Below are 13,920 nucleotides of genomic sequence, written 5' to 3'. Positions count from 1 at the left end.
TGCCCGCGCGGGGCTTTGTCACGCCTGCGGCGCGACTTCTTCACGTGGGTGCACGCTTATAGCCTTGGGACCCTGCCGCAATTTGAGGCAAAAACTTGAGGTTCCTGAGGGCATTGGTTACCATCGCCCCTTTCGCAGATTTCAGGGTTATCCCGTGTTGAGGAGTGGTCAACCGCAGCGATGGCTGTCTTTGCGCAAGTGGGGACTCGCCTTTGTTGCCGCGATCACGCTCTCGGGCGGTCTGGCAGGGGCACCGGCCTGGGGCCGCGAGCAAGCCGATGCGGCAACCGCCGTGCTGCAGGAAGTGCCGCTATCGGCGCTGCCGCAGCAGGCGCAGTCCACCGAGCGGTTGATCCGCGCCGGCGGTCCCTTTCCCTACGAGAAGGATGGCAGCGTGTTTCGCAACCGCGAACAGCTGCTGCCCGTGCGCAAGCGCGGCCATTATCGGGAATACACCGTCCCCACACCGGGCAGCCGCGACCGCGGCGCGCGACGCATCGTCTGCGGCGGCGCGCAGCCCACGCAACCTGAAGCCTGCTACTACACGGCCGACCACTACGCGAGCTTCCGCCGCATCGTGGCCGACCGTTGACCACCGATTTGTGTGACTCCAGGAGGTAACGCGACCATGTTGTTGCAGACCGTCCGATCAAACATCGTTCAGTCGATACGTGCGTACCGCGTCGAGGATCTGATGCAAGCCGCCCAGGGCGCCGGCCAGCATTTCCTCCACGCCAACCTCGGCAATGCCCAATCCAAGCAGGAGGTGCTGGAGAGCATCGCCCAGTCCTTCCTGTTCCCGGCGCATTTCGGCAAGAACCTGGATGCGCTCTACGACTGCATGACCGACCTGGTGCACAAGTCCGGCGTGCAGCCGGGCTTCGTGGTCGTGCTGGAGCAGCTGCCCGACAACCCGCGCTTCGACCGCGAGGCCCGCGAGCAGCTGCTGGACGTGTTCCGCGACGCGGCCGATTTCTGGGCCGAGCGCAAGGTACCGTTCCGGTGTTTCTATTCTTTTCAGTAGCCCGCTCCCAGGAAAACGGGTCATGGGAGCGGGCGACGGAAGTGGCCCCCACGGAAAAGCCGAAGGCCCTGACGAAGGCCCAGCAGCAAGCCAACTTCGGCACCAACATGCCGCTGATGTGCAGCGCCTTCGACACGGCGATGTGGCGCAGCGCCGCCTGAAGCCCCGTGCTTCGGCAGCCGCCCACCAACCAAAAAGCGACCCGCGGGTCGCTTTTTTCATGGCCGGCCGGTTCGCCGCCCGCGGACCTGAGCCCGCCGAAGGGCTCAGCCCGCACGGGATCTCAGCCTGAAGCCGCCGGCGACAGCGCCGCCGCCAGCGCCACGTATTCGGCCACCGGCACCTCCTCGGCGCGGCGCTGCAGATTGAACTCGCCGCCGAAACCGCGCTGCTCCAGCCAGCGGCCCAGGGTGTGGCGCAGCAGCTTGCGCCGCTGCGAGAAGGCCGAGGCCACCAGCGCCTCCAGCAGCGCCGGGTCCAGCGCCACGGGCTGCGGCCAGGGCAGCATGCGCACGATGGAAGAGTCCACCCGCGGCGGCGGCTCAAAGGCCTCGGGCGGCACGTCGAACAGCGACTCCACCTGGTAGCGCCACTGCAGCATCACCGACAGCCGCCCGTAGTCCTTGCCGCCGGGCGCGGCCGCCATGCGGTCCACCACTTCCTTCTGCAGCATGAAATGCTGGTCCTGCACCACATCGGCCACGGGCAGCAGGTGGAACAGGATCGGCGACGAGATGTTGTAGGGCAGATTGCCCACCACGCGCAGCCGGCCCTGCGCGGCGCGTTCGGCGGCCAGGGCGCGGAAGTCCACGCGCAGCACGTCGGACTCGACCACCGTCAGCTCCGGCCGCTTGCGCAGCCGCGCCGCGAGGTCGCGGTCGAGTTCCACCACGGTGAGCGCGCCCGCGCGCGCCACCAGCGGGTCCGTCATCGCGCCCAGCCCGGGGCCGATCTCCACCAGCGGCTGGCCCGGGCGCGGGTCGATGGCGCGCACGATGGCGTCGATGACGCCCATGTCGGACAGGAAATGCTGCCCGAAGCGCTTGCGCGCAATGTGCTGGGCCATGGTCAGCGCGGGCTCTCGCGCAGCTCGACGTAGGCGCGCGAACGCAGCTCGCGCACCCAGTCGGCATAGGCCTGCTCGAAGCGCTGTTCGCGCAGCGCGTCGCGCGCGAGCTCGCGCAGCTGGCGCGGCTCCACCGCCACCTCGCGCCGATCCAGCACCTGGATCAGGTGCACGCCGAAGCGCGACACCACCGGCTCCGACAGCCCCATGGGCTGCAGCGCGTTCATGGCCTGCTCGAACTCGGGCACGAAGGCGCCGGGCGCGGTCCAGCCCAGGTCGCCGCCCTGCGCGGCGCTGCCGTCCTGGGAATGCGCGCGCGCAACCTCTTCGAAACGCTGCTTGCCGCTCTCGATCTGGCGCCGGTACTCGGCCAGCCGCTGCTTGGCCACCTCCGCCGACAGCTGCGCCGAGGGACGCAGCAAGATGTGGCGCGCATGCGTCTGCGTCACGCGCACCGCGGCGTCGTCGCGCTTCTCCACCAGCTTGAGCACGTGGAAGCCCGCGCCGGTGCGCAGCACCGTCGGCGCCACCTGCCCGGGCCGCAGGCCGCGCACCTGCTCCAGGAAGACGTCGGGCAGCTTGGCCGCAGGCCGCATTCCCATCTCGCCGCCGCGCTCGCGGTTGTCGTCGCGCGAGACCTCGCGCGCCACGGCCGCGAAATCCTCGCCGCCGCGCACGCGCTGCAGCGCCTGCTCGGCCTGGGCGCGCAGCTTCTGCACTTCGGCTTCCGGGGCGCCTTCGGACACGGGCACCAGGATCTGCGCCACGTTGTATTCGCTCTGCCCCCCGCCGCCGTCACGGCGCTGCTTCTCGATGAAGGCGTCGATGTCGGCATCGCTGACCTTGATGCGCTGCTGCAGCTCACGCTCGCGCACGCGCTCGATCATGATCTGGTCGCGCAGGTTGGCGCGGAAGCGCGGCAGGTCGATGCCGTCCTGGCGCAGCCGCTCGCGCAGCTGCTGCGGCGTGATCTGGTTCTGCGCCGCGACGCTGGCCACGGCGCGGTCGATCTCGGCCTCGTCCACGCGCATGCCCGTGTCGCGGGCATAGCTCAGGATCACGCGCTCGTCGATGAGCGCGTCCAGCACCTGCTGGCGCAGCTGCGCGTCGGGCGGCAGGCGCTGGCCGGCACGGGCGGCCTCGGCCCGGATGCGCGCCAGGCGCTGCTCCAGTTCCACCGCCGTCACCAGCTCCTGGTTGACGACGGCCACGATGAAGTCCGCGGTGCGCGGCGTGCCGGGGGCGCTGGGGGACTGGGCCGACGCATGCAGCGCGCAGGCCGCCAGCAGCCAACCGAGCACGAGGGTCTTGGGCTTGCGAGACAAGGGTTCACTCACGAAAGGCTTGGGCGGCAATGCCGGGCCCGGAAAAGCGCGGCATTCGGCCGCGCGACGGGGTTTTCACTCATAAGACACGGGCGGCGGCGGGGAGCGAACCTCCTCGCGCAGCAGCCGGTAGCCCGGGACATTGTCCTTGAGCAGCTGCAACGGGTTGCTGCCCAGCCGCGAAAGCCCGACCAGCTCCAGTTGCAGCATCAGCCGCGTGGTGGCCTCGGCACGGCCCGTGGACACGCGCTCGCCCACCACGCGCGCGATCCAGCAGCCCGCGTCGTACTCGAAGCCGGCGATGGAATCGGTGATGCGGCTGTCGCGCAGGTTGTAGACCACGCGCCCGACGCCGTAGAGGCTGCCCTTGCAGGTGCCGCCGCCACCGCTGCCGCGGATGAGCGCGCCGGGCGCCGGGCCGTACACCGGCCACTGCCAGCCCAGCTCCAGCTGCTCGTTGGCCGCCGCCTGCTGGCTGACCAGCTGCTCGCCGACGAAGCCGCGGGTGAAACGGTAGCGGGCGCTGAGCGTGCGGTAGGGACCGGGCGAGTAGTTCACGCCCAGCACCGAGCGCGACACGCGCCGCGTCTGGTGGTTGTATTGGATCGTGCCGTCCAGGCCCCAGTTCGGCGCCAGCACGGAGGAGCCCAGCAGCAGCAGGTCCGACAGCCGCTGCGTGATGGGCTCGCCTTCCGGCGTGATGCGCTGGTCGTTGAACAGCACCCGCTGCGCCACGGCAAAGCGCGCCAGCTCCTGGCCGCTGGCCTCTTCCAGGAAGCGCGAGGTCACGCCCGCGGTGAGCTGGTTGGCGTCGGAGACGCGGTCCACGCCCGAGAACGCGTTCTCGGTGTAGAGCGAGGTGATGTTGAAGTCCTTGCCCGCGGTATCGAACAGCGGCAGCGCGTCCTGGTTGCGGTAGGGCGTGCGCACGTACAGCAGCCGCGGCTCCAGCGTCTGGCGCAGCTCGCGCCCGAACAGCTTGGACGCGCGCTCGAACACCAGGCCCGTGTCGGCGCTGAGCGTGGGGATCACGCGCGAGGCGCTGCTGCGCCCGTCCGCCATCGGCCGGTCGGTGGAATAGCTCGCGGCATTGACGGACAGCTTGGGCGTGAACCAGCCCCAGGACGTCGTCCACGGACGGCTGAGCGTGCCCAGCGCATGCCAGCGCGTGCCGGCAATGAGGTCGGGCACGGCCGTGGGCGCGGGGCTGAAGCGGTTGAACTCGGTCTGCAGATCCACCCGCAGCCCGCCGGCCAGCGCCGCGCCGCCCTGCACGCCGATCTGCGGCAGCCGCTCGTAGGGCGGCACGATGGGCGCGTCGGGGCTCTGCAGCACCTGCCAGGACAGCGCGCGGGCATAGCCGGTCCAGGCAGCGTCGCTGAACCCAAAGCTGCCCAGCGAGCGCTCGGCCCGGAAGTCCGCCGGCAGCAGCCGCTGCGTGACGGTGGCGCTGGTGCGCGTGTCCAGCAGCGCGGTGGTGCCGCGGGAGAAGTCCTTCCAGTAGTCGTCGTCCGACACCCGCACGCCCACGGCCCGGTAGTCGAAGTCGACGCTGCGTCCGGCATGGTCGAAGCCCAGCGCGTAGCGCGAGCGCCCGGCCACGCGGTCGTCGGGCAGGAAGTTGAAGTTGAGCCGCCCCTGGTACGTCGGCTCCAGGTAGCGGAACTCGCTGTTGAGCCCCAGGCCGCGCCGCACCGACACCGTGGGTGTGAGCGTGGCGTCGCGGTTGGGGGCGATGTTCCAGTAGTAGGGCAGCGCCAGGTCCAGGCCGCTGCGGCTGTCGATGTTGATGCTGGGCGGCAGCCAGCCTGACTTGCGCTCGTCCGACAGCGGGAAGCTCAGCCACGGCGCGGCCAGGATCGGCACGCCCATGAAGCGCAGCACGCCGCCGCGGGCGACCCCCTCCTTGGCCTCGAAGTCCAGGTCCACCCGCTCCGCCGAGAGCAGCCATGCCGGCGTGCCGCTGCCGTCGGTGCCGCAGCTGGTGTAGGTGCCGCCCACGATGCGCGCGCGGTCCGGCCCCAGGAACTCGAAGCGCTCGGCCTGCCCGCCGGCCTGCGTCAGCGCGATGAAGTATTCCGGCTCGCGCATGAAGCCTTCGCGCGTGTCGAGCTGCAGCTGCAGCTCCGGACCGGTGACGCGGTTGCCCGCCTGCTCGATGCGCACGTGGCCGCGCGCGGTGAGCAGCTGCTGGTCCTGGCGGAAGTGCGCCCGGTCCGCCTGCACGCGCACGTCGGCCTTGCGCACGTCCACGTTGCCCTCGGCCTCCACCTCCACGTCCGGGCGCCCGCCGATGCGGTCGGCCTGCACCTCCACCGGCGCGTCGGCGCGGTTCAGCGGCACCCGCATCGCCGCGGGCGGCGCCGAGGCGGGCGGCGACGCGGAGGCCGCAGCGGGGGCGGAAGCCGGCGCAGCCGCGGGCTCGGGCGCCGTCTCGGTCACGGGCATGGGCTGCGCCAGGGCTGCCAGCGGCACGCCCGCCAGCAGCGCCAGCGCCAGCAGCCGCTCGGCGCGCGGGCGCGGATGCGACGGGGGCGGGCAGGACGTGCGGGAATGGACAGGCAGGCGCAAGGCGACGACGTCGGTGGTGGATGGAGGGGGAGGCCGGGCCGGTCGCCGGGGCGCCGGGGGCGGGTTTGTAGAATCCGGGCGATTATCCATGAGGGTCCGCCCGGACCCCGCGCGCGCCGCGGCGCCGCATCTGGCCTGCCTTCCCCCATGACGACTCAAGCCATCACCTGGACCGATCCTGCGCGCGCGCAGGCTTTCAACGCCTGGCTCGCGCCACTCGCGGCGCAGCACGGGCTGCAGCTGCACACGCTGCGCCCGGCCTCCGCCGACGCCAGCTTCCGGCGCTACTTCCGCATCGACAGCGCCTCGGGCCCCGCGCGCATCGTCATGGACGCGCCCCCGCCCCAGGAGGACGTGCGCCCCTTCGTGCACGTGGCCCGGCTGATCCTGGACGCCGGGCTGCAAGGGCCGGAGCTGCTGGCCGTCGATGAAACGCATGGTTTCCTGCTGCTGTCCGACCTGGGCCAGCAGCTGTACCTGGACGCGCTGCGCCAGGCCGACGCCGCGCAGGCCGACGCGCTGATGCGCCAGGCCATCGCCGCGCTGGTGCAGTGGCAGGTGCGCATCGACCCCGCCACGCTGCCCAACTACGACGGCGCGCTGCTGCAGCGCGAGCTGGCGCTGTTTCCCGAGTGGTGCGTGCAGCGCGAGTTCGGCATCACCTGGACCGAGGCGCAGCAGGAGCAGTGGGCGCGCATCGCCGCGCTGCTGACCGCCAGCGCGCTGGCGCAGCCGCGCGTGGCGGTGCACCGGGACTGGATGCCGCGCAACCTCATGGTCGGCCTCAATGGCCCGGGCATCCTGGACTTCCAGGACGCCGTGCGCGGCCCGGTGAGCTACGACATCGCCTCGCTGCTGCGCGACGCCTTCGTCTCCTGGGACGAGGAGCGCGAGATCGACTGGGCCGTGCGCTACTGGCAGCAGGCACGCGAGGCCGGCGTGCCGCTGGACGGCGGCCTCAAGGAGGACTTCGGCGAGTTCTGGCGCGCGCTGGAGTACATGGGCCTGCAGCGCCACCTCAAGATCCTGGGCATCTTCTGCCGCTTGAAGCACCGCGACGGCAAGGACCGCTACGTGCAGGACCTGCCGCGCTTCTTCAACTACGCCACCAAGGTCGCCATGCGCTACCGCCAGCTGCAGCCGCTGCTGCCGCTGCTGGAGCCGATGTCGGGGACCTACGTGGAGCAGGGGTACACGTTCTGAACAAGTGGGCCGCCTGGCAGCCCGGAGGCCGAGACGCTGCGCTTCCCCTCGCCCGCTCGGCGGGAGAGGGGCAGGGGTGAGGGCTGCCGGCCTGCGATAACGCTGCCTGCGGCAGCGCCCCCTCACCCCAACCCTCTCCCCCGCTGCGCGGTGGCGAGGGAGAAAGGCACACCGGGCTCGGCGCGGCAGCGCCTTACTTCTGCCGCCCCGCCACCACCGCCTCGGCCTTGCTCACCAGGCCCTCGCCGATGGTCTTCTTCCACTTGTCGTAGACCGGGCGCGTGGCCTTGACGAAGGCCTCGCGCTCCGCGCCCGAGAGTTTCACCACGCTCACGCCGTTGGCGGCAATGTCCTTGAGCACCGCCGGCTCGCCGCCGGTCAGGCCCTTGCGCGCGATCTCCACTTGCTGCTTGCCGGCGTCCACGGCGGCCTGGCGCACGATGTCGCGGTCGGCCGGGGTCCAGCTCTCCCACACGTCGCGGTTGACCACGAAGATCAGCGGATCGGCCACGTAGCCCCACAGCGTCAGGTGTTTCTGCGCCACGGTGTGGAGCTTGGCGGCGGTGTAGATCGACAGTGGGTTCTCCTGCCCGTCCACCGCGCCGCTGGCCAGCGCCGGCTGCGCGTCGGACCAGCTCATCTGCGTGGGGTTGGCGCCCAGCGCGGTGAAGGTGTCGATGAACAGCGGCGAGCCCACCACGCGCAGCTTCAGGCCCTTGAGGTCCTCGGGCTTGCGCACGTCGCGCTTGGAGTTGCTGAGTTCGCGGAAGCCGTTCTCGCCCCAGGCCAGCGGCACCACGCCGCCCTTTTCCAGCGCCTTGAAGATGTCCTTGCCCGGCTCGCCATGCGTGATGGCGTCGATGGCCGCGTGGTCGGGCATCAGGAAGGGCAGCGAGAACAGGTTCAGCTCCTTGACCTGCGGCGACCAGTTGATGGTCGAGCCCACGGCCATGTCGATCACGCCCTGGCGGATGGCGGTGAGCTCGCGCGTCTGGTCGCCCTGCACCAGCGACGTGCCAGGGTAGAGCTTGATGTTGATGCGCCCGCTGGTGCGCTGCTTGACCAAGTCGGCCCAGATCTCGCCGCCCTTGCCCCACGGGAAGGCCGGGCCCAGCACCAGCGACATCTTGTATTCAGGCTTGTAGCTGCCCTGGGCCTGGACGGCGGGCGCGGCCAGCGTCAGGGCGGTGGCCAGCGCGGTGGCGGCGGCGAACAGGTTGCGACGTTTCATCTTCTGCAGTCTCCGGTGAGTGGATGGGGTGGGAGGGGAGCGAAAAGAGAAGGGCTTCAGTAGCCCAGGCGCTGCGGCAGCCACAGCGCCAGCGGCGGGAACACGATCACGAGCAGCATGGCCAGGCCCATGGCCAGCAACAGCCACAGCACCCACGGAATCGTGGACTCCATGCGCACGCCGGCGATGCGGCACGACACCATCAGGTTCACCGCCATCGGCGGCGTGAACTGGCCCAGCGCCACCAGCAGGGTCAGGATCACGCCGAACCACACCGGGTCCCAGCGGTAGGCCTGCACCAGCGGCAGCAGCAGCGGCACGAAGATGAGGAAGATGGAGATGCCGTCGAGGAACATGCCGGCCACGATCAGCACCAGCACCACCAGCGCCATCACGCCCCACTCGCCCAGGCCGGAGTTGACGATGGCCTGCGTGATGGGATCGATGACGGAGAGCGTGGACAGCGCGTAGGCGAAGATCCCGGCCAGCGCCACCACCACCATGATCACGGCCGAGGTCTCGGCGGCCTCGCGCAGGATGGGAAACAGGTCGCGCACGCCGATGGTGCGGTGCACGGCCATGCCCACGAACAGGCCGTAGAACACCGCCACCACCGCGGCCTCGGTGGGCGTGAACCAGCCCGCGCGCATGCCGCCCAGGATCAGCACCGGCGCCGCCAGGCCCCAGGACGCGTCCTTGAGCGCCGGCCAGAAGGCCGGCCGCGACAGCTTGGCCTCGGCCGCGCCCATGCCATGGCGCCGCGCCAGCCACACCGCCGGAACGATCAGCGCCAGGCCGGCGAGCACACCCGGCACCATGCCGGCGGCAAACAGCGCCGGCACCGAGGCGCCGGGCACCATCACCGAATAGACGATGAAGGCCACCGAGGGCGGAATGAGGATGTCGGTGGCGGCCGCCGCCCCGACCACGCTGGCCGAGTAGGCGCCGGGGTAACCGGCGCGGGCCATGGCGGCGATCATGACGCTGCCCACCGCGGCGGCCGTGGCCGGCCCCGAGCCGGAGATGCCGCCCAGGAACATCGCCACCGCGATGGCCACCAGCGGCAGCATGCCGGGCCCGCGGCCCACGATGGCGATGGCGAAGTTCACCAGGCGCTGCGCAACGCCGGAGCGGTCGAAGATCGAGCCGACCAGCACGAACATCGGGATCGCCAGCAGCGGGTACTTGGACAGCCCGGCGTAAAAGTTCTGCGGCACGGCCAGCAGCCCAAAACTCTGGGTGGCGAGGTTGGCCAGCGCGATGGCCGCGCCGCCGCCGATGGCCAGTGCCACGCCGATGGGCACGCCCAGCAGCATCAGCACGATGAAGAGGGCGAACAGCAGCGCGGCGATCACGTGCGGTCCTCCTGGCGGCGCGCATTGCGCAGGAACAGCCCGAAGGCCCGGCCCGCGATGGCGAAGGACAGCACCGGCAGCCAGATCGAGTACCACCACTTCGGCAGCCCGATGCCGGGCGTCGTCTCCTCGAAGCGGTACTCGTCCCACACCAGGCGGATGCTCAGGTAGCCCAGCACCGCGAAGAACAGCGCCGAGCACAGCGCGCCGAAGCGGGCCATGCGGCGGCGGCGCTCGGGGGAGCCGCTCTCGCTGAAGTACTCGATCTTGATGTGGCGGTCGCGCGCCATGGCGGCGCTGCCGCCGGCCAGCGTGACCACGATGAGCAGGAAGACGGAGATTTCCTCGGTCCAGGCCAGCGACTGATCAGTGAAGTAGCGCACCAGCACGTTGGCGAAGGTGATCAGGCATATCGCGGCCAGGCCCAGCACCGCCAGCCAGTCCTCCAGGGCCAGCGGCAGCTTCACCGGGGCCATCCCGGGGGCTTCGTCGATCAGGGTCGCCGTGGGCAGCGGCGCGTCGGCAGGAACGTCGGGCTTCATGGTCGAGGCGCACCCGGCCACGCGGCCGGGAGTTCAGGCAAAGACCACGATTGTGTCCGCAGGTGAGAAGCGGCCCTTGTGGGTACTGCTCAGGAAGTGCCGAGGAACGGGCAGAAAGGCGCGGGCGACGCGCGCGAGGCCGCGCACGGACAACGGTCAGGCCTGGGGTAGCAATGAATTAGTCAGGAATGCTGAACAACATCCTCAACATGTGCGCACATTGTCCAGCTCAACCGACCAATCCGCCCCACCCACATCCTCACGGCATCGCCGCCACCACCTGCGCCACCGCCGCCGTGAGCCGGCGGGCGTAGTCCAGGTGCAGGAACTCGTTGGGCCCGTGGGCGTTGCTCTTCGGGCCCAGCACCCCGCACACCATCATCTGCGCCTTGGGGAAGCCCTCCTGCAGCATGCCCATGAACGGGATCGTGCCGCCCTGGCCGATGAAGCCGCAGGGCGCGCCATAGTGGGCCTGCGACGCCGCGTCCAGTGCCGTCGCCAGCCAGGGCTGCAGCGAAGGCGCGTTCCAGCCGTTGGCGCCCAGCGCGCCGGCGCGGCCATCGGCATGGAAGGTGACCTTGGCGTTGTAGGGCGCGTTGTCCTCCAGCAGCTGCTGCAGTTTCAGGGCGGCGCTGTTGCCGTCCAGCGTGGGCGGCAGGCGCAGCGAGAGCTTGAAGGCGGTGTAGGGGCGCAGCACGTTGCCGGCCTGGGACAGCTCCGGGAAACCGTCCACGCCGGTGACGGAGAGCGTCGGGCGCCAGGTGCGATTCAGCAGCGCCTCGACCGGGTCGGTGGTGACGGGCAGCGCCGGCGTGCCGTCGTTGCCGCAGGCCCAGGGATAGCGCTTCCAGACCTCGTCGCCCAGCGCGGCGGCCGTGGCCCGGGCCTGCTCGATCCGGTCCTGCGGGATCTCGACGTGGAAGTCCGGCGGCAGCAGCGCCCCGGTGCGCGCGTCCTCCAGGCGGTCCAGCACCTGGCGCAGGATGCGGAAGCTCGACGGCACCAGGCCGCTGGCGTCGCCCGAGTGCACGCCCTCGGTGAGGATCTGCACTTTCAAGACACCGCTGACCATGCCGCGCAACGAGGTGGTGAGCCAGAGCTGGTCGTAGTTGCCGGCGCCGGAGTCCAGGCACACCACCAGGCCGACGTCGCCCAGGCGCGGGCCCAGCGCCGAGACGTAGGCCGGCAGGTCGAAGGAGCCGCTTTCCTCGCAGGTCTCGATCAGGCCCACGCAGCGCGGATGCGGCGTGCCCTGGGCTTTCAGGGCCTCGATGGCGCTGACGGCGGCGTAGATGGCGTAGCCGTCATCGGCACCGCCGCGGCCGTAGAGCAGGCCGTCCTCGACCACGGGCGTCCAGGGGCCGAGGTCGGAACGCCAGCCGGTGAACTCGGGCTGCTTGTCCAGGTGGCCGTAGAACAGCACGGTCTGGCCGGAGCCGCCGGAAGCCGTGGCTTCCACCTCGAAGAAGATCACCGGCGTGCGCTCCGGCAGGCGGATGATTTCGAGCTTGAGCCCCGGCACGCGGCGGCTTTCCACCCACTGCGCCGCGTCCTGCAGCACGCGCTCGATGTAGCCGTGCTGCGCCCAGTCCTTGTCGAACATCGGGCTCTTGGCCGGCACCCGGATGTAGTCCACCAGCGCGGGCAGGATGCGCTGCTTCCAGGCCTCGTCGGCGTAGGCGCTCAGGGCTTGCGGGTCGGGGACAGGGAGGCGGTCGGGGGCGTTCATGGCGGGCTCCGAGAAGGGTTGAACCCATTCTAGGAGCCGCCTTTTTCACTCCTGGCGGAGGCGGGATGACGGGCGTTCAGCCACTCAGCCGCGCTCCAGCCTGAACACCGCCGTGCTCGCCATCAGGTTCGGCCAGGCGCCGACCTTGCGGCCGTCGTGCAGGCCGAACGACTGCAGCACGCGCAGCCCGCACTGGCCGGCCAGCACCTCGAAGTCGGCGAAGGTGCCGACGCGGATGTTGGGTGTGTCGTACCACTGGTAGGGCAGCGTCTTGGTCACGGGCATGCGCCCGCGCAGCACCGAGAAGCGGTTCGGCCAGTGCGCGAAGTTCGGGAAGCTCACGATGCAGCTGCGTCCCACCCGCGCCGTCTCGCGCAGCACCTCGGCGGTGTTGCGCAGGTGCTGCAGGGTGTCGAGCTGCAGCACCACGTCGAAGCTGCCGTCGCGGAACAGCCCCAGGCCCTCGTCGAGGTTGCGCTGGATGACGTTGACGCCGCGCTTGACGCACTCCAGCACCTTGGCGTCGTCGATCTCCACGCCGTAGCCGCTGCAGCCGCGCTCCTTGCGCAGCAGCTCCAGCAGCGCCCCGTTGCCGCAGCCCAGGTCCAGCACGCGGCTGCCCTTGGGCACCATCTCGGCGATCAGTGCCATGGCCTGGCGATCACTCATGCCGCCTCCCTGAGCTTGCTCACGGCCACCGCCGGGGAGGAGACCGCGGAAATCTCCGCCGCCACGCGCTCGAAATAGGCGCGCACCACGCCGTGGTAGCGCGGGTCCTCCAGCAGGAAGGCGTCATGGCCGTGCGGGGCGTCGATCTCCGCGTAGGCCACGTCGCTGCCGTTGTCCAGCAGCGCCTGCACGATCTCGCGCGAGCGCTGCGGCGAGAAGCGCCAGTCGGTGGTGAAGCTCACCACCAGGAACTTCGCCGTGGCCTTGGCCAGCGCGGCCGAGAGGTCGCCGCCGTGCTCGCGCGCGGGGTCGAAGTAGTCCAGGGCGCGCGTGATCAGCAGGTAGGTGTTGGCGTCGAAGTACTCGCTGAACTTGTCGCCCTGGTAGCGCAGGTAGCTCTCGATCTGGAACTCGATCTGCTGCGTGCTGTAGGCCAGCTCCGCGGCGCGCAGGGCGCGGCCGAACTTGGCTTCCATCGAGTCGTCGGAGAGGTACGTGATGTGACCGATCATCCGCGCCACGCGCAGCCCGCGCTGCGGTACCACGCCATGGGCGTAGAAGTGGCCGCCGTGGAACTCGGGATCGGTGCAGATGGCGCGGCGCGCCACCTCGTTGAAGGCAATGTTCTGCGCCGACAGGTTCGGTGCGCTGGCGATAACCAGCGCGTGGCGCACGCGCTGCGGGTGCTGGATGGTCCAGGAGAGCGCCTGCATGCCGCCCAGGCTGCCACCGATCACGGCCGCCAATTGCTCGATGCCCAGCTCGTCCAGCAGCCGGGCCTGGGCGTTGACCCAGTCCTCCACCGTCACGACGGGAAAGTCCGCGCCCCAGGGCTGGCCGGTGGCGGGATTGAGGTCCCGGGGGCCGGTGGAGCCGAAGCAGGAGCCGGGGTTGTTGACGCCGATGACGAAGAAGCGGTCGGTGTCCAGCGGCTTGCCGGGGCCGACCAGGTTGTTCCACCAGCCTTCGCTCTTCTCCTGGCCGGCGTAGGTGCCGGCCACGTGGTGGCTGGCGTTGAGCGCGTGGCACACCAGCACGGCGTTGCTGCGCGCCTCGTTGAGCGTGCCGTAGGTCTCGTACGCCAGCGTGTAGTCGGGGAGCTGCGCGCCGCTCTTGAGCGGCAGCGGCTGCGCGAAATGCATGCGCTGCGGCGTGACATGCCCGATAGAACCCATGGATGAAACCCGTCCCTCCAGAAGCAAAAA

General features: G+C 70.4%; 12 protein-coding genes. 3 read left to right on the top strand and 9 right to left on the bottom strand.

All coding sequences use genetic code 11. The annotated features are described in order from the left end of the window. Nucleotides 1-154 precede the first annotated feature (154 nt). Both HHL10_RS15040 and HHL10_RS15035 read left to right on the top strand, forming a co-directional pair. A complete protein-coding gene (locus HHL10_RS15040; RefSeq protein ID WP_375138956.1) occupies nt 155-592 on the top strand; it encodes a guanyl-specific ribonuclease in 438 nt (145 codons plus the stop codon). A 36-nt stretch (nt 593-628) separates the two neighbouring features. After that, the gene (locus HHL10_RS15035) at nt 629-1,024 is read left to right on the top strand and encodes a barstar family protein (protein WP_169161195.1); all 396 of its coding nucleotides are present in this window, start codon (nt 629-631) and stop codon (nt 1,022-1,024) included. 283 nt (nt 1,025-1,307) lie between these two features. Here HHL10_RS15035 and rsmA read toward each other — a convergent pair whose 3' ends face one another. From rsmA to HHL10_RS15020, 3 genes are all read right to left on the bottom strand, one after another. Further along, nucleotides 1,308-2,090, bottom strand: a complete 783-nt coding sequence (gene rsmA, locus HHL10_RS15030) for a 16S rRNA (adenine(1518)-N(6)/adenine(1519)-N(6))-dimethyltransferase RsmA (RefSeq protein ID WP_169161194.1) — start codon at nt 2,088-2,090, stop codon at nt 1,308-1,310. A 2-nt stretch (nt 2,091-2,092) separates the two neighbouring features. Then, nucleotides 2,093-3,415, bottom strand: coding sequence for a peptidylprolyl isomerase (locus HHL10_RS15025; protein WP_169161193.1), 1,323 nt, complete (start codon nt 3,413-3,415; stop codon nt 2,093-2,095). A 75-nt stretch (nt 3,416-3,490) separates the two neighbouring features. Next, nucleotides 3,491-5,986 (bottom strand): LPS-assembly protein LptD, encoded by a 2,496-nt coding sequence (locus tag HHL10_RS15020; protein WP_235971491.1) that lies wholly within the window; start codon nt 5,984-5,986, stop codon nt 3,491-3,493. Nucleotides 5,987-6,133: 147 nt separating this feature from the next. Here HHL10_RS15020 and HHL10_RS15015 point away from each other — a divergent pair, with 147 nt between their 5' ends. Then, nucleotides 6,134-7,189 carry an aminoglycoside phosphotransferase family protein gene (locus HHL10_RS15015; RefSeq protein ID WP_169161192.1) on the top strand — a complete coding sequence of 352 codons (1,056 nt, stop codon included), beginning with the start codon at nt 6,134-6,136 and terminating at the stop codon, nt 7,187-7,189. Nucleotides 7,190-7,382: 193 nt separating this feature from the next. Here the strand turns inward: HHL10_RS15015 and HHL10_RS15010 are convergent, their stop codons facing one another. The 6 genes from HHL10_RS15010 to metX all read right to left on the bottom strand — a co-directional run bounded on the left by HHL10_RS15010 (nt 7,383) and on the right by metX (nt 13,890). After that, nucleotides 7,383-8,420 carry a DctP family TRAP transporter solute-binding subunit gene (locus HHL10_RS15010; protein ID WP_169161191.1) on the bottom strand — a complete coding sequence of 346 codons (1,038 nt, stop codon included), beginning with the start codon at nt 8,418-8,420 and terminating at the stop codon, nt 7,383-7,385. A 56-nt stretch (nt 8,421-8,476) separates the two neighbouring features. Further along, nucleotides 8,477-9,775, bottom strand: a complete 1,299-nt coding sequence (locus HHL10_RS15005; RefSeq protein WP_169161190.1) for a TRAP transporter large permease — start codon at nt 9,773-9,775, stop codon at nt 8,477-8,479. Continuing rightward, entirely contained in the window at nt 9,772-10,317 is a 546-nt protein-coding gene (locus tag HHL10_RS15000) for a TRAP transporter small permease (protein WP_169161189.1), read from the bottom strand. The genes HHL10_RS15005 and HHL10_RS15000 overlap by 4 nt, the downstream gene beginning before the upstream one ends. 259 nt (nt 10,318-10,576) lie before the next feature. Next, nucleotides 10,577-12,046 carry a M20 family metallopeptidase gene (locus HHL10_RS14995; protein WP_169161188.1) on the bottom strand — a complete coding sequence of 490 codons (1,470 nt, stop codon included), beginning with the start codon at nt 12,044-12,046 and terminating at the stop codon, nt 10,577-10,579. A gap of 84 nt (nt 12,047-12,130) precedes the next feature. Then, the gene (gene metW / locus HHL10_RS14990; RefSeq protein ID WP_169161187.1) at nt 12,131-12,715 is read right to left on the bottom strand and encodes a methionine biosynthesis protein MetW; all 585 of its coding nucleotides are present in this window, start codon (nt 12,713-12,715) and stop codon (nt 12,131-12,133) included. After that, nucleotides 12,712-13,890 (bottom strand): homoserine O-succinyltransferase MetX, encoded by a 1,179-nt coding sequence (gene metX / locus HHL10_RS14985; protein ID WP_169161186.1) that lies wholly within the window; start codon nt 13,888-13,890, stop codon nt 12,712-12,714. Before metX ends, metW begins: the two co-directional genes overlap by 4 nt. Nucleotides 13,891-13,920: the final 30 nt, after the last annotated feature.

This window comes from Azohydromonas caseinilytica (assembly GCF_012927045.1).
In the GTDB taxonomy this organism is placed as follows: Bacteria; Pseudomonadota; Gammaproteobacteria; order Burkholderiales; family Burkholderiaceae_C; genus Azohydromonas; species Azohydromonas caseinilytica.
Note: the sequence above shows the minus strand (reverse complement) of the source record. Positions and strands in the feature narration are given on the sequence as shown.